Source organism: Sphingobacterium puteale, assembly GCF_003627955.1.
GTDB lineage: Bacteria > Bacteroidota > Bacteroidia > Sphingobacteriales > Sphingobacteriaceae > Sphingobacterium > Sphingobacterium puteale.
The window spans coordinates 1-16,175 of record NZ_RBWS01000020.1; the positions used below are offsets into that span (position 1 = coordinate 1).

Annotated in this window: 13 protein-coding genes; 10 read left to right on the top strand and 3 right to left on the bottom strand. The window is 41.0% G+C overall.

Annotated features, from left to right (window positions below; all coding sequences use genetic code 11):
• Window positions 1-254: 254 nt before the first annotated feature.
• The 6 genes from D7322_RS22305 to D7322_RS22330 all read left to right on the top strand — a co-directional run bounded on the left by D7322_RS22305 (window position 255) and on the right by D7322_RS22330 (window position 4,784).
• Entirely contained in the window at window positions 255-551 is a 297-nt protein-coding gene (locus D7322_RS22305; RefSeq protein WP_121126428.1) for a hypothetical protein, read from the top strand.
• A gap of 434 nt (window positions 552-985) precedes the next feature.
• Window positions 986-1,819 (top strand): helix-turn-helix transcriptional regulator, encoded by an 834-nt coding sequence (locus tag D7322_RS22310; RefSeq protein ID WP_121126429.1) that lies wholly within the window; start codon window positions 986-988, stop codon window positions 1,817-1,819.
• A 114-nt stretch (window positions 1,820-1,933) separates the two neighbouring features.
• Window positions 1,934-2,791, top strand: a complete 858-nt coding sequence (gene ygiD / locus D7322_RS22315) for a 4,5-DOPA-extradiol-dioxygenase (protein ID WP_220700158.1) — start codon at window positions 1,934-1,936, stop codon at window positions 2,789-2,791.
• 152 nt (window positions 2,792-2,943) lie between these two features.
• Window positions 2,944-3,231: a SelT/SelW/SelH family protein gene (locus D7322_RS22320; RefSeq protein WP_108636909.1), complete on the top strand. Its 288-nt coding sequence runs from the start codon at window positions 2,944-2,946 to the stop codon at window positions 3,229-3,231.
• Window positions 3,232-3,309: 78 nt separating this feature from the next.
• Entirely contained in the window at window positions 3,310-4,146 is an 837-nt protein-coding gene (locus D7322_RS22325; protein WP_183078811.1) for a methylated-DNA--[protein]-cysteine S-methyltransferase, read from the top strand.
• Window positions 4,147-4,169: 23 nt separating this feature from the next.
• Window positions 4,170-4,784, top strand: coding sequence for an alpha-ketoglutarate-dependent dioxygenase AlkB family protein (locus D7322_RS22330; RefSeq protein ID WP_121126479.1), 615 nt, complete (start codon window positions 4,170-4,172; stop codon window positions 4,782-4,784).
• 157 nt (window positions 4,785-4,941) lie between these two features.
• On the opposite strand, the gene D7322_RS22335 is transcribed toward D7322_RS22330, so the two are convergent.
• The gene (locus D7322_RS22335; protein ID WP_121126431.1) at window positions 4,942-6,822 is read right to left on the bottom strand and encodes a M1 family metallopeptidase; all 1,881 of its coding nucleotides are present in this window, start codon (window positions 6,820-6,822) and stop codon (window positions 4,942-4,944) included.
• 251 nt (window positions 6,823-7,073) lie between these two features.
• On the opposite strand from D7322_RS22335, the gene D7322_RS22340 reads away from it, so the two are divergent.
• The 4 genes from D7322_RS22340 to D7322_RS22355 all read left to right on the top strand — a co-directional run bounded on the left by D7322_RS22340 (window position 7,074) and on the right by D7322_RS22355 (window position 14,717).
• Window positions 7,074-8,384 (top strand): BamA/TamA family outer membrane protein, encoded by a 1,311-nt coding sequence (locus tag D7322_RS22340; RefSeq protein ID WP_121126432.1) that lies wholly within the window; start codon window positions 7,074-7,076, stop codon window positions 8,382-8,384.
• A 109-nt stretch (window positions 8,385-8,493) separates the two neighbouring features.
• Window positions 8,494-9,303: a hypothetical protein gene (locus tag D7322_RS22345; RefSeq protein WP_121126433.1), complete on the top strand. Its 810-nt coding sequence runs from the start codon at window positions 8,494-8,496 to the stop codon at window positions 9,301-9,303.
• A gap of 18 nt (window positions 9,304-9,321) precedes the next feature.
• Window positions 9,322-11,391, top strand: coding sequence for a TonB-dependent receptor (locus D7322_RS22350; RefSeq protein WP_121126434.1), 2,070 nt, complete (start codon window positions 9,322-9,324; stop codon window positions 11,389-11,391).
• Between the two features lie 11 nt (window positions 11,392-11,402).
• On the top strand, window positions 11,403-14,717 hold the full coding sequence (locus tag D7322_RS22355) for a DEAD/DEAH box helicase (protein ID WP_121126435.1): 3,315 nt from the start codon (window positions 11,403-11,405) through the stop codon (window positions 14,715-14,717).
• Between the two features lie 117 nt (window positions 14,718-14,834).
• Here D7322_RS22355 and D7322_RS22360 read toward each other — a convergent pair whose 3' ends face one another.
• Entirely contained in the window at window positions 14,835-15,293 is a 459-nt protein-coding gene (locus D7322_RS22360; RefSeq protein WP_121126436.1) for a hypothetical protein, read from the bottom strand.
• Window positions 15,294-15,411: 118 nt separating this feature from the next.
• On the bottom strand, window positions 15,412-16,161 hold the full coding sequence (locus D7322_RS22365; RefSeq protein WP_121126437.1) for a class I SAM-dependent methyltransferase: 750 nt from the start codon (window positions 16,159-16,161) through the stop codon (window positions 15,412-15,414).
• Window positions 16,162-16,175 lie beyond the last annotated feature (14 nt).

Here is a 16,175-nt window from a genome sequence, read left to right on the forward strand (position 1 = left end):
TTTCGACTTTCGTCTGTCTACTCGTCACGCTACATGATTGTGTTTTCTTAAAGAACTTTCTGCGCTTCAACTTCCGTATCCGCTATATTCCGATGGACACCAGGTCCCTCTTTATCTTTTCTGTTTTCCCGCCGTTTCCGTCGGGACTGCAAAGGTAGAAATCTTTTCCGGAATTCCAAAAAACTTTCTCAAGTTTTTTTTCTTTCTTTTTTCCCGATTTCTGCGCCTAACCTCCGTTAGGCCCCTCTTTTTTCATGGTCACCTCTCTCGAAGCAACCCTACCTCCCTTGCGGAGTGGTGCAAAGATAGGGAGATTTCGGGCAGACTTCCAAGACTTTTGTTTTATTTTCTTTCAATATCCCTGTAACTCGCTGGGAACTTGGTGGATTCTTTTTGTGAAACAGGATCCTGGGGGCTCCGGGGGACGAAAATGGACGGTTATCCGCGGATCTCCGACGGGCTCTATGGCGGAACGGGGGACCGGGGAGACCGAATCATGGGCAGGCATAAGAACCGCAGCCGGGCAGTCCGCGGAGCCCATAGAAAAATAAGGCAACAATACCAACAACAATGTCGGTACAGACCCTATGTTTAGTTAGGTTTTAGTTAGGTTTTGTTTAGGTTTAGTTTAGGTATTCTTTAGCTAAAAGCTAACCTATACCTAACTAAATCCTAACCTAAGTCTAGATTATTTCTAAACTATTATAAAATCGATACCTGAGCAGATCATAACATAAACTAAAGACGGAGATGCGACATGAACGATACCAAATCCAACCTCTCAAAATTCGCTTGAATCAACCATTTAGATCGTATTCAAACCTGATTCGGAGGCGAGCAGTTTTCCGACCGCAGCCAAAAAACTGACATAAACTAGCAACGCGTAAAATTCAGTAGAAACACAGCTTTTTGAAGCTTAAAAGTCAAAAATCACGAATTAAACCGTATATTCGGATAAAAGGAAATTTAATCACCATCACCGATTTTGAACGAACTTTTCAAAATTTACCAGCTTGATGCAAATGAAGCACTACGCATCCAAGAATCGAAAAACGAAATACATCAACATGATTTCGAAGAACTGATTATTGGTGTCAAAGGGCAATTAAAACATTTTATCGATTTTAAAGCGGAAACCTATACAGCTCCTTTCGTCAGTTTTGTCGCGCAAGGTAAAAATCATCGGGTAACACCTCTCCTATTGGACCAAAAGATCGACTTTTGGGTGATCAGATTTAAAAGTGAATTTATTCCCGAAACGACCTTCCAGCTCTATGCACATTTTCACGAAAATGCGACATTGAAATTTTTTCGGCCCTCCTGTTTTTCCAGGCTGGTGATTTTGTGCCAAATGATGCAACAGGAAATGCAACAAGCCGTAGCTGACTATGCAGTAGTTAAGCAGTTGCTAAGTACAATATTTATTATGATCGAGTCTGAGCGAAAAAAACAATTTCCAGCCGCACAACAACAATTGAAAAACCAAAGTACAACATTCACCAGTTTTCTATCTATACTGGAAGAAAATTATCGACGACCGGAGGGCGTTAACTATTACGCAGAAAAACTTTTTATGTCTGCCCGTAATTTAAATCTGATCTGCCAAAGTATATTGCAGCAAAGTGTATCGGAGATCATCGAAACAAGAAAACTGATAGAGGCGAAAAACCTGCTGCTAACAACCAATAAGACCATTTCAGAAATAGGTTTCGAATTAGGCTATCAGGAAAAAGCTTATTTCACCAATGTTTTTAAGAAGAAAGCCGGAATGACCCCATCTGAATTTAGACATGAGATTCAGAAACTGATTTCCGAATAATACAACAATTTGGCTAAAAAACAATACCTGATACCGTTCCAGACTGTCTAATTTTGTAGGAATATTAACGCTATTCGTATCATTCAAATGCGTAGAAAGGACTTTATCAAAATTATGGCAACACTCTCCCTATCAGGCATAGCAGGTCCCGCAAGTTCATTACGTAAATTTTCTACTGACCTTGCTGCTACAGACAAATTTCCGGTTCTTTTTTTAGGACATGGAAGCCCCATGAATGCCATTGAAGACAATGAATTTGTTCAAGGGTTCAGAAAAATAGGACAAACATTCGAAAAACCGAAAGCAATCTTAGTGATCTCAGCACACTGGGAGACACGTGGAACATTTGTTACCGCCATGGAGCATCCTGCTACAATCCATGACTTTGGTGGTTTCCCACAAGCTTTGTTTGACGTGCAATACCCTGCTCCCGGAAGCCCCTCATTAGCCCATGAAACAAAACGCATCGTCACAAAAACAGAGGTTCATCTGGACGATAAGTGGGGCTTGGACCACGGCTCCTGGTCTGTTGTCAAACACCTGTATCCAAATGCCGACGTGCCCATTATTCAGTTGAGTATCGACTACACCCAACCAGCTGCCTATCATTATGAAATTGCACAGCAACTGGCTGAGCTAAGAAAAAAAGGTGTATTGATTATCGGAAGTGGCAACATGGTCCACAATCTCCGAATGGTAGCCTGGGATAAACTCAATACAACAGGATATGCTTACGAATGGGCTACCATTGCCAATGATAAGATGAAAAAGTTTATTCTGGATGGAAATCATCAGGCTTTAATTGAGTTCAGACAGCAGGGGAAAGAGTTTGATCTGGCAATCCCTACACCGGAGCACTATCTTCCTTTAATCTATAGTCTGGCTTTACAGGAAAAAAATGAAGATTTATTTTTGTTCAATGACAATTCTGTAGCAGGCTCCCTCACCATGACCTCATTAAAGATCGGTTAACTGAAGAACAATATAATGAAATAAGATTCCAGCCCACACTATTCAACGACTATTTGTCAACGGTTTGGGCTGGATTTCTTATGCACGTTTTGATGACAGCAGAGAGATAAGTACATTTGTTATATAGAATGTATACCATCTTAGTTTAAATCATGGCAACAAAACCTGTTATTGAAATCGAGTATTGTCCAAAATGCAATTGGATGCTCCGTGCGGCCTATATGTCCCAAGAAATCCTGAGCTCATTCACCGAAGATATCCACGGCGTCCTGCTTATTCCGAGTGAAATCTCAGGCCGCTATACCATACGCATAGACGGCAAAGAAATCTTCGATCGAAAGCGAGCAGGCCGATTTCCGGAGATAAAGGAGCTAAAACAACTGATCCGGGATATTGTCGCTCCTGAAAAATCATTGGGACACTCGGATAAAACTTCCTAGCATTCTTCCAATATAGCATAAATCGGATTTTATTAACTTCTTCTTCTTAGCAACTTTGTATAAATTAAATGGACAATCATGACTATTCAACAAGAAGTAGATTTTCAACGTATCGCCAAGGCTATACATTTCTTACAAGAAAATTTCAGAAATCAACCCACATTGGGGCAGATCGCTTCTCATGTCTACATGAGTGAAGCTCATTTTCAACGGATGTTTACCTCCTGGGCAGGCACAAGCCCAAAGAAGTTCTTGCAATATATCAGTTTAAATCATGCCAAATCACTACTGAAGGAAAACAATATTGCAGAAACCACTTTTCAGCTGGGCCTTTCAAGTAGCAGCAGGTTACACGAACTATTTATCAATATCGAAGGGATGACACCTGCTGAGTACAAGAATGAAGGTGCCAACCTGCTCATTTCGTATGATTACTATGATACACTTTTTGGCCCTATTATCATCGCTTCCACCGCCAAAGGTATCTGTCATATCGCTTATGAAGAAGATAAAGAATCTGCATTCAAAGCACTCCAAAGTCGTTTTCCTAACGCTAAATTTATACAACAAAGAGACATTATGCACGAAAATGCACTAAAAGCATTAAATCCACAGGATGGCGGTATCGGTCAGGTGAAACTGCACCTCAAGGGGACGGAATTTCAATTGAAAGTATGGGAGGCACTATTAAAAATTCCCATGGGCAATTTAAGCACTTACGGTTCAATTGCTTCTCAGATCGGAAACCCCAAGGCTTCACGCGCAGTAGGTACCGCCGTTGGCAGCAATCCGATTGCGTATCTGATCCCCTGCCATCGGGTTATTCAAAACAGTGGTATATTTGGCGGTTATCGTTGGGATCCGATGCGGAAAACAGCGATGATAGGCTGGGAAAGCCTCCATGCCGCAATATAAAAAAACAAAACAGCAAGGATATCATGGAACTCTTCGACAATCTTTTTGATGGAAACAAAAATATACTACCCTATGACGGGACAGTGAATTACTACGGCAAAATACTAGATCAGGCCCAAGCAAATCACTATTTCGACCGGTTAATGGATTCCATCGAATGGGTAAATGATCGCGCTATTATTTTTGGAAATGAAATTATCACCAAACGCAAAGTTGCCTGGTACGGCGAACAGGCCTTTGAATATAGCTATTCCAACACCACCAAAAGGGCTCTCCCTTGGACAAAAGAACTTCTCGAGCTAAAAGCTCTTGCTGAATTGAAAACACAGGAAACCTATAATTCCTGCTTATTAAATTTATATCACAATGGTGACGAAGGCATGGCCTGGCATAGTGACGGAGAAAAGGACCTGAAAAAAAATGGGGCAATTGCTTCTTTAAGTTTTGGAGCCGAAAGAAAATTTGCGTTCAAACATAAAACCACAAAAGAAAAGATAGATCTTATTTTGGAAAATGGTAGTCTTCTAGTCATGAAAGATCTCACGCAGACCTATTGGCTACATCGGCTACCCCCGACAAAAAAAGTGTTTAAACCACGTGTCAATCTTACTTTCAGAACTATCGATAATTTCTTTTAAATACATCTGGATCATAAATCCAGTTCATTTACCGAATTATATACGTCGTGAGGAAGATCAGCACAACACTTATGACTTGAGCAAACATAAACTTCATCGGGTGAGAATTTGGATCAATCTCCCCTAGCGCAGCGATTGATCCAATTGAATTGATACATTAGTTTACAGCTTCCCAGTCATTGTCTTTTGCTGTATAGTCCATAAAAACACCGCCATCCAACGTAATCTTTTTTATCTTCTTAGGTGATGACCAGGTAATTGTTGCCTGTTTTTCATTCTGTTGCCAAATTGCAGGTGTTTGATGTTTTGTTTCCAAAGTGCCGTCCGTATAGGTAATCAAGACATCAAAAGGAACCGCAAATCCTCCTACGTTGTTGATCGACAAAGTGTTTTTATTACCAGATTGCTTAAAGCTATCCACTTTTAAATCAATATAATTATTGGTAAAATACCAGTTTTTCCAAAACCAATTTAAATTCTGACCAGCTCCGGCATTGATGCTGTAAAAGAAATCCCATGGCGTTGGATGCTTACCATGCCAAAGATCCATATAATGATGTAGTGCTTTTTTGAAAACCGCATCACCTAAATAATCCCGTAACGCGATATACGATAAGGCAGCTTTGATATAGGCATTATTTCCGTACCCCAGACCATTTAACTGTGAGGTCATGGTAATCAATGGCTGATCCTCTTCGGTGGACGGGTCAAAAATATATCGTTTCACACGTGAGTCTTTAAAGAGCTCCTTGTTCTTTTCGGCTCCGATTTCTGCATTACCAATCCAAAATTCAAGTGCAGTAGCCCAGCCTTCGTCCATATACCCATAGCGGGTTTCATTAATTCCCATGTAAAATGGGAAATAGGTGTGCGCAATCTCATGATCCGCTGTTTGTCGGGCATCAACAAAATTATCGGGCACACTCGAATCATTGATCATCATCGGGTATTCCATATCCGCAAACCCTTGTACTGCTGTCATCGTCGGATAAGGGTAGGTCACACCGGGCCAATTTTTGGAAAACCAGTCGATGCAATACTGCTGCCAGCCAATATACTGTTCAAAATCGGGAGTACCGGCGACGTAACTGGATTGTACACTGACGCGTTTCGTTCCCAAATCCACACTACCAGCATCCCAAATATAATTGTCACTCACACTGAAACAAAAATCAGGAACATAAGTCGCTTTAAACTTCCACTTATTCCAATCCTGCTGTGCGGTCACCCGACCTTCTTTCATCTCAGATGCTGTAGCAACATGAATAGGCACATCACTTTGTTTCGATTGCTCAAAACGTTCTAAAATAGGCTTCTGCAATACCTCCGCCGCATTCTGAAGCTCACCTGTAGCCCAGACAACAAAATTCTTAGGAACAGCAATTTCAAACTGATAATCATTGAAACCATTATAGAACTCCTGTCTACCGTTATGCTCCAAAACATCCCAGCCATTATAATCATCATAGACAGATACACGTGGATAGGAATAAGCACAATAGAAAGTAGATGCATTGAGCAGGCCTTCGCGATCACTCTCAACCGATAACGGATATTCCCAGCTAATCTCTAAGGTTGCCACCGTTCCGGGAAGAATTTTCTGCCCAAAATCACCAATTTTGACTGTGCCCCAATCCGCACTATTTACCTCATAAACCTTTCCATTGAGCGTAAATGATTTTATTTTCAACCCCGAGGTCAAATAATCATCCGAGGCATAGTTAGCACGCACGGCGTTGGGCTTATGTACATTATTCACAAATCGGATAGCCAATTGCTTCAAAGTATCAGGGCTGTTGTTGGTATATAAAATTGTCTCATTTCCACGAACAGTCCTCGTCGCGGGATCCAATTGTACCTTTACATCGTATTTCCCAAAGTTTTGCCAGTAATTTTTACCGGGCTCTCCGGTGGTGGTGCGTGTGCCTTTTTCAATGGCTTGTTTAATATTCCTGGGTGTATAGAGTTCCTGTGCTTGCGCAAACCCCGTTAGCAACAGCAAGGCCAAACTGAAGCGATATATGTTTTGTCTGATCATATCTCCGAATTAAATAATCAAAACTAAGATAAATTTGCACTTACTTCCAAGTTTAATTACCGGATTCTCTCTTACTGCCAAAAATATTCCGCCCGCACCGTTGGGCCGTAATCCCGGATCATTTATCCGGACCAATAACCTTTACACGCTTATCAGTTTATGCCAATATCTATGTTTTACGGAATTGGCTTTGCCCGATTAGAAAACATTTTAATATTTTTGACGTTTAAATCTAAGATAAACCCGAAGGTATGCAGCGACCATTACGTAATCACTATTTATTCACTTTCTGTTTTTTACTATCGTGCCTCCTGCTGGTATCCAATACACTTGTAGCTCAATCTGAAACCGAAATAGATTCCGCTTCATTCTATAAGAAACAACGCGATTCGATTTTGGCAAGCCAATATGATATATCGGACTTAATCGGTCGCATTATTCATCCTAAACGCAAAAAGAAACGTTCGAGCAAACGTTCTCCGATTACGCTAATGCCAAATATCGCCTATAACCCTACGATCGGTGGGCAGATCGGTGTCAAAGCCGTTGCGGGGAAAGTATTGGGGGATCCAAAAACGACGACCATGTCAATTGCTGCAACATCAGCGTCCATCACGACCAAAAACATTATGGTTTTCTACATCAGCCATAATGTGTTCACCCCAAACAATAAACTGAATTTTCAAGGAGCTTTCGCTTTGGTCAAAATGGTTGCATTGGATGCGGGTTTGGGGATGACTCCTTACGGCAAATGGAACAATGAAGAAGAGGAAATGCTTGCGAATCCCGAACATAAAAAATATGGAGCCAAATACAATGCCTTTACGTTTAATGAGAAGGTCTACAAAAAGGTTGCTGATGATTTGTTTCTAGGAGCTGGATTGGCATTTGACCTTCGTCGAAAGATAACGAGCAGTGGTCCTAACGGGAATATTACACCCAATACTATTTACACGGAAAAACATGGTTTTGCTCCAGATAGCTATAATTCAAACGGACTGTTGCTAAATATGCAATACACCACCCGCGATAATCCCAACAGACCTTATAAGGGAATCTATTCGGATATTGGCCTGCGATGGAATACAACCTTACTGGGCAGTAGCAAAAGTGCCGTCCAACTCACGACTGACTTTCGTAAATACTTTAGTGTATCGCAATCCGATCCCGCACATGTACTTGCATTCTGGTATTGGGGCTCCTATAAGCTGGGGGGTGTCCTCCCTTACTTTGATCTTCCGGGGACAGGAAGGGATGCCGCTGTAAGAACAGGCCGTGGCTATACAATTGGTTATTTTAAGGGGATATCTTTTGCCTACGCAGAAACGGAATATCGCTTTCCAATTTTAAAAAACCGTTTTTTGAGCGGTGCAGCATTTTTTAATCTCCAAAGTGCTAGCGATGAATTAGGCACAAAACTTTTTGAAAGATGGCAGCCGGGAGGCGGCGCAGGATTACGCGTCCTGTTTAACAAAGCCACTCGAACAAATCTCTGTTTGGACTACGCCATAGGAAAATATGGATCCCGTGGGTTCTTCCTCGGATTGAATGAAGCGTTTTAATTTAATGGAAAGCAGCAAGACTTCTTTTCTATAAAATCATTAAATTAGCCGATATTGTGGCGTCGCCTAAAATCCGATAGACGGAGTCTCCCATTGAAGATAAATACGCATGAATTTACAGACGATTTTTCTATACTTTTTGCTTTTTGGATTTGCTTCCTGTCAGCAGACAATTCAATCTAATTCTCAAAATATCCCGACACATGACCGTGCGGTCAACGACCAAAACCGACAGGTGGCTGAAAGCCCGCGCACAGAGAAACCTCTTCTTGATACATCCAACTATGCTAATCCACGGACCGAAGAGACGGCTAATCTGCAACGACAACAGCTCGTCAAATTGGCTGAGGAGGGGCTCTTTGAAAAATTACATCTAAAGTTGCTTAAGGACCTTGCTGAAAACCAAAAAAATTATTTCGAAAGCCATACAAACCTCAATTTGCTGGCTCACACAAATGGGGATATCTTTGGCAACAAGGAAAATGATTTTGCTTATGTCGTCTATGATAAAGAAAAACATCAAATTGAAATCATTCTTTTTGACAAGCAGAGCAAACGGTTTAAAACACTGTATCGGGATGTTCATGTATCAAATTTATTGCGACAATCCGATTGTTACTATACGAATGGCACAATAGATTATAGCATTGCAGCCGAACTGATCTATCAGGAAGACTATATACGTTCGAGTCGATCAAATTACTTGATCGATGACAAGGCATTCTCCATTGATGATATCTCAAAAAATAACAACATCGATCTGAAACGGGGATGCCTAAGCAAAGATTTTTCGAAAAATACCACGGCTAATACCTTGTGTATACCGACAAGTTCAGTATATGCGAATTATCAATGCCTAAAATACAATAAGACCAAAGAGATTTTTGAAATTTACTTTAGCCAAGAATTTGCGGACTAGCCGATCGAACCATTAGCCATGAAAAGAAATTACGTACTCGTCGCCCTTTGTCTAAGTGGCAAATTATATGCACAGACTACTGACAGCACCAGCAATAGGCTTGAACAAGTGGAGATTAAAGCCTATTTTACTAAACAGCCTTTATTGAAACTAACCTCATCGGCGGCTGTGTTAAGCCAGCAACATCTACAATCACAGCAATCGCCGGCGCTCGTCTCCGTTATGAATACAGTGCCCGGACTACGTATGGAAGAACGCTCCCCGGGGAGTTACCGACTTGCACTGCGTGGCAGTATGCTGCGTTCTCCATTCGGCGTACGTAATGTAAAGATCTATCTTGACGACTTTCCGCTTACAGATGCAGGGGGAAATACCTATCTAAATTTGATTGACCCCTACACAATAAACCAGGTCAATATTTTGAAGGGGCCTGATGGTTCCATATATGGTGCAAATGCCGGTGGTGTAATTTCACTCTACAGCAAAGGTTATCATACCTTGACCAAGCCCGAAGTCAACCTTCAGCTAACAGGGGGCTCTTATGGCCTATTTCAGCAGCAGCTCAATGCCGTACTGCCCATAAACCACACACAGCAGTTGGCCATCAATCAAAGTTGGACGCGTAGTGACGGATATCGACAGCATTCATCTTTAAACAAGAAAAACATTCAGCTAAACTACAATTGGCAATATGCCAAACATTCTGAACTGAAATTTACAGGGTTCTACACTGATCTGGGATATCAGACTCCCGGCGGCCTGACTGCTGCACAAATGGAAAGCGATCGACGGCAGTCCCGCCCTAAGGCCGGGCCCAATCCAAGTGCTGCAGAACAAAAAGCAGCCATCTACGATAAAACATTTTTTGGCGGCCTGAGCAACCAAACGAATATCAGTACCAAATTAACCCTTTTTGCTAATGTATTCGGTTCATCCAACCAAATTAAAAATCCTTTTATCACAAATTATGAAAAAAGGGATGAGAAAAATCTGGGCACACGATTGTACCTATCCTATGTCGATCGGATCAGCAAAAACCTAAAGTATGAATTGCAATTTGGTTTAGAGGCACAAAAAGGCTGGTACGATATTGACAATTATGATAATAATCAGGGTAATATTGGTAATCCCCAGGCGAAAGATAAATTGGAAAACAGCCAGCAATCATTTTTTGCGCGCACACAGTTAGCTTGGCTGGAACGCCTTCAGGTCGAATTATCTGTCGGACTCAATGAGAATAAAATCGCTTATCAACAGCGCTATCCTGTAGCCCAGATGGATAAATCACACATCGATTTCGGGAATACCTGGATGCCACGGGCAGCTGTTTCCTATCAGGCTACAGCAACTTTCGCGCTTCGGGCCTCGATCTCAAAGGGATTTTCTGCGCCGACAATTGCTGAAGTACGCTCATCCGACAATATAATTAATAACGACCTCAAGCCGGAGACCGGCACCAACCATGAATTTGGCATTCGATGGCATTTGTGGAACCGTCGAGTTATTTTTGATGCCTCAGTGTACAGTTATCAAATGAATGATGCCATTATTCGACAAGTACGTGAAACAGGAGCAGAATATTTTCAGAATGCAGGAAAGATAGATCAAAAGGGAATTGAAGCCGCTATATTGACCTACTTGATGACTCCAAAATCTTCGGGGATTATCCGTAGTTTACAGGTGGGAAGCAATTTCTCGTTAAATAATTATGCTTTCAAAAATTATAAGATAGGAGATAAAGATTATAGTGGTAACAAACTAACTGCGGTACCGAAAACAGTTTGGGTCAATACCTTAAATGCCCTTTTTCCATACCAAATTCGATTGGATCTTCTTTCAAATTTAACCGCTGCAATACCCTTGGATGACGCCAATACCGTTTATGCAAAACGTTACCATCTTTTACAGGGCAAAATATCCTGGAATAAAGCGATCGGCCAGCGATATCAGCTCAATTTTTTTGTTGGTGCTGACAATTTATTGAACCAAAAATACAGCCTAGGCAATGACATCAATGCTTTTGGAGGCAGATATTTCAATCCTGCTCCATTGCGAAATTATTATGGTGGCATGAATTTTCATTTTTAATACCGTATTATATGGAGTTCCATCAATATACATTGACAACAATAGATTTCGGTACAGTAAGCCGTTACTCTTATTTCCCCTGGATGGATACCGTCTTGGCGAATATCCAAATCAATGTCCTGGAGATGGAATTCAACCAGGCGACCTTTCAGATCCTCGAAAATTACAGGGATTTCCGGGTGACGGTTATTTACAGATCACCTGTAACTTCGCTTTTCTGCAATTGTGAGGAGACAGGTTTCTGTAGTCACCAGAAAGCGACATTGACAAGGCTATTCGGACAAGAAAACTGGTTGTCTTTTTTTGACTTTAACCGGTATCGAAATCTTTTAAAAAAGATTGCTGTACAATATGGTTTAGAACATGAGCCCTTATTGGAAAACTATTTTTCAGCACATATTAAAGATGCAACGCTACAATTTGTTCTCAAAGATAAACACCTGACATCCATAGACGATTTTGATCTCCTGGAGCCACAAACCAGCCCCTCTAAAATTCACAGTGAACAGCTGTATAGCTTCATTGTACTGACACGTAATCGTTATTATAAACAATTACAGATCCTGCTATGTCAGGCACCACTGTCGAAATCGGGCAAGCCGAAAAACCCCATTTCCACAGTGGAGAGCCAATCACGGATCTGGCAAACAGAATCCGTTGACGAAACCCAGTTCTTTGCGGCGATCAGCCAATTGGCACAACCGTTACAACAGACAGATACACCCATTGGCCGAAGTCTGCGGGCCATTGCCAAGAATCCTTTGGGTCTGGATTTTTTCCTTCATGATTATGAAAAAGCAGAAAATATAACGGCTACTTCCCTATCTCCGATTCAAATCGGTCTGAACAAAGGCGAAATCAAACTGCTGATCGAACAGAGCGGTTCCTTTTATTGCATTAAAGGAGAATTATCCCTTCATGGCATTACTTACGAACTACAGGATCTGACTATTCTTTTCAATCATTTTATCGCCATAAAAAAGCACCTATATCTTGTTGAGAATAAGCTTCATCTCAAACTGATCCGTTTGTTTGGAAACAAAGGAAATGAGCTGCGCATACACCGGAATAAGTTTAAAGAGTTTAACGAATTATTCTTGGCTCCTTTGGCCAATTCGGTAGCGTTAAATTTTAAGGATATCCCCAAGGCGAATAAACCGCAACTGAAAGAAAACCTCTACTATCAGGATATGCAGGCACTTATTTTCCTGGAGGAATCGGAAGATTTTGTAAATATCATTCCTGTCATGCGTTACGGTGATGTTGAGGTTCCGATCCTGAGTAAAAGAAATATATTTGGAACAGATGCGAAAGGATCTCAATTTTTGGTAGAGCGGAAAAAAGAGGCTGAAACAAAAGTCATCTCACTGCTCCTCAAGCAGCATTCTTATTTTCAGGAGCAATTGGATGATGATAGTTTTCAACACCTTTATTTACACCGTAAATATTTTCTCGATAAAAACTGGTTTTTAAATGCATTTGAAGAGTGGCACCAACACGGAGTCCAGATCATTGGCTTCAATACCATACGAGGCAATAAACTTAGCCGGTTCAAAGGTAACATACAGATCGAGGTATTAAGTGGACAAAATTGGTTTAATGCCAATATTCAGGTCAAATTTGGTCCCAAAAGTGTCTCACTGAAGAAACTGGAAAAAGCAGTCCGCAACCGTTCTCAATTTATTCCCCTGGACGATGGCACACTTGGTATCCTGCCTCAGGAATGGCTGGAAAAATTTGAAGCCTATTTTAACGCTGCCGAAATTATAGAAGATGAACTTATTCAGATTCCCAAATACAAGTTTAATGAAATCGACCAGCTCTTTTCCAACGAAGAGATCGATCATGCCGTATCCGTCGAGGTCGATTATTTAAGAAATCAGCTCTCCGCATCAGCAAGCTACCCGCCGGTGCAATTACCCGATACTTTTGTTGGCGATTTGCGTCACTATCAGCAGCAAGGGCTACAATGGCTCAACTTCTTGGACAAATTAAATTTTGGTGCCTGCCTAGCGGATGATATGGGGCTGGGAAAGACAGTCCAAATCCTTGCCTTTCTGGCCACTCAAAAAGCAAAGGGCATAACCACACCAACATTGCTTGTTCTCCCTACGACGCTGATTTTTAACTGGAAGCACGAAATTGAGCAATTCTTACCCTCTTTTAATACAGTCGTCCTAGAGGCGTCAAACCGACGCGACATAAGCGAGCAGTTTGAAGAACTGGATATCGTGCTTATTTCTTACCATAATCTACTGACCGACATCAATAGGTTAAAAAAGCTGACCTTCAATTATGTTATACTCGATGAGTCTCAATACATAAAAAATCCGGATTCACAGCGGTACAAGGCGGTAAATTTACTGCACTCTCGAAATCGTATCATACTAACGGGAACACCTATAGAGAATAATACCATGGATTTGTTCGCGCAGCTTTCTTTCGCCATTCCGGGTTTATTGGGAAATAAAAAATATTTTAAAGACGTCTATACGACGCCAATTGATGCTTTTCACGACCGCAAAAGAAAGAAGATGTTAAAGGAAAAAATAAAACCCTTTATCCTTCGAAGAACAAAACGGGATGTATTGGATGATCTTCCTGCAAAAAATGAATTGGTACTCTATTGCGAAATGAAAACCGCACAGCGACGGATATATGATCTCTATGAAAAAGAATTTCGGGAGTTTATCTCTGCTAAAGATGGGGATGAAATCAAGAAAAGTCCGATGCATGTTCTGAAAGGTCTGACGAAATTACGGCAGATCTGCAATTCCAGTAAATTGCTCCAGAGCGAAGATCTAACATCTGTCGAAGATTCAGCAAAGATTGAAATGCTGATCGAGCAAATTCAGCATAAAAAAGATCAGCACAAAATCATCGTGTTCTCGCAGTTTGTCAGCATGTTGCATCTAATTAAAGAAGCGTTGGATAAAAATGGAATCCCCTCGCTCACCCTCACTGGTCAGTCGCGAAACCGGGGGCAGCTTGTCAGTGATTTCCAATCGAACGAAGATAGCCGGGTTTTTCTGATTAGCCTCAAGGCCGGAGGAACTGGGCTTAACCTCACTGCTGCGGATGTGGTTTATCTCGTTGATCCCTGGTGGAATCCGGCTGTGGAACAACAGGCGATTGATCGTATCTACCGCATTGGCCAACAAAAGAATGTCACCGCGGTGCGTCTGATCAGCCCAAATACAGTTGAGGATAAAATTCAGGCACTTCAGCAGCATAAAAAGGAAATCAGTAGCACTATTCTAGAAGATGGTGGAAGCTTAGATGCTTTTTACCTTGATAAGGATTATTTACTTAAGATTTTACGGTAGAATTTATTGCCGTCATGCCCCAATTTCTATTTAAATAGTTATAAGTAAAAGTACAATACAAATACCAAAATTTCCCCGCATTATTTTTTTAAACAGCGTTTTAACTTAGCTATTCTGTTATCTGATAATTTGCTTTCTATATTTCGAGTCAATTATATATTTTACCCCCTTAGCATCCAAAAAAACAGGCTTACCCTCATACCGTTCATCGGTCTGTTTGTCCAAAGCAACACGATATAACGCACCTGAACGTGAAGAAGAATACCTGATATCTCCTCGATGTCTACTACGTGCAACGACCACGTTAGAAAGATCAACAGCCGCCGCATCTACTTTATCCATGGTTTGCTCCTTTGCAATAGCCTTTTTATCTTTATCCTCCGTTCGTTCCAAACTAACGACATGAGATTGCATATTTACCGGAAAAAAAGGATCTATCCAATGATTTACAATAGGGAAATTTTCATCCCAATTATTTAAGAAAGTAAGCTGCTGACCATTAACTCTACTTGCGAACACAAAAATTGGCAGTAAAAATAAGCAGCGTCTAAAGAATATCAATTCAACTCTCAGCATATCTTTTTTACTTATGCCTAAATCACTTCCAAATAAAATGCCACACACCTATTCCCGTCATATCTTTAACATTTTTTTAACTATCGAAAGAAGCCCTACAGATTCCTGTCGCTTAATCTTAACTGATATAAATCTCTGTAATATACCGAAACACGATACGTTGAGAGATCGCATATTTTTCAAACAATGAGCGAAGGTCATCGTATAAATTTTTATTCTCCGTCTCCTCTTTAGGAAAATAAGAGGATGATCTTACCCTTCCCAAAAAGGATTTCAGGTCAAATACTTGTTGGTTGGGCAAGGATACCTTCGTCATTGGCCTATCGGCAAAAAAAATACGAAGGTCCCCATCGGATATATTTTTATGACTGACAGATTGATAGCTGGGAATATGATTGTGTAAAAACTGCTCATATTCCTTCTGGAAAGCATCTTCCGGATCACGTTGATTCCAGGCCAGCACAATATGACCGGTTTCCGTTAGAATGCGGTTAAATTCTTGGAAACAGGCGGTCCGATCGAACCAATGAAAAGATTGTCCAGCGAAAATTAAATCCACGCAACCGGACTCGATAGCGGTATCTTCAGCCGTGGCGTTTAATGCAATTAAGTTCCGGTATGTTTTAAAATGGTGTACCAAAGATTCACGCATCTCCCTATTGGGCTCCACAGCAAACACATCATTTCCGTTTTCCAAAAATAACTGCGTGGATAGGCCGGTACCGCTGCCGATATCTGCTACCAGCCAGCTTTTATTCAAACCTATCTTTTCCTGAAGAATCTGAATAATTTCTTTGGGATAATTGGGTCTGAATTTTTCATAATCCACAACCCTGTCGGTAAATCGTTCAATACTATTTTTGCTCATATCAGATTGCTATA

Bases quoted from the DNA above. Each gene is read 5' to 3' on its own strand.
- D7322_RS22335 (WP_121126431.1), bottom strand. From the start codon at position 6,822: ATGATCAGACAAAACATATATCGCTTCAGTTTGGCCTTGCTGTTGCTA.
- D7322_RS22305 (WP_121126428.1), top strand. From the start codon at position 255: ATGGTCACCTCTCTCGAAGCAACCCTACCTCCCTTGCGGAGTGGTGCA.
- D7322_RS22350 (WP_121126434.1), top strand. From the start codon at position 9,322: ATGAAAAGAAATTACGTACTCGTCGCCCTTTGTCTAAGTGGCAAATTA.
- D7322_RS22355 (WP_121126435.1), top strand. From the start codon at position 11,403: ATGGAGTTCCATCAATATACATTGACAACAATAGATTTCGGTACAGTA.
- ygiD (WP_220700158.1), top strand. From the start codon at position 1,934: ATGGCAACACTCTCCCTATCAGGCATAGCAGGTCCCGCAAGTTCATTA.
- D7322_RS22345 (WP_121126433.1), top strand. From the start codon at position 8,494: ATGAATTTACAGACGATTTTTCTATACTTTTTGCTTTTTGGATTTGCT.
- D7322_RS22330 (WP_121126479.1), top strand. From the start codon at position 4,170: ATGGAACTCTTCGACAATCTTTTTGATGGAAACAAAAATATACTACCC.
- D7322_RS22360 (WP_121126436.1), bottom strand. From the start codon at position 15,293: ATGCTGAGAGTTGAATTGATATTCTTTAGACGCTGCTTATTTTTACTG.
- D7322_RS22365 (WP_121126437.1), bottom strand. From the start codon at position 16,161: ATGAGCAAAAATAGTATTGAACGATTTACCGACAGGGTTGTGGATTAT.
- D7322_RS22340 (WP_121126432.1), top strand. From the start codon at position 7,074: ATGCAGCGACCATTACGTAATCACTATTTATTCACTTTCTGTTTTTTA.
- D7322_RS22325 (WP_183078811.1), top strand. From the start codon at position 3,310: ATGACTATTCAACAAGAAGTAGATTTTCAACGTATCGCCAAGGCTATA.
- D7322_RS22320 (WP_108636909.1), top strand. From the start codon at position 2,944: ATGGCAACAAAACCTGTTATTGAAATCGAGTATTGTCCAAAATGCAAT.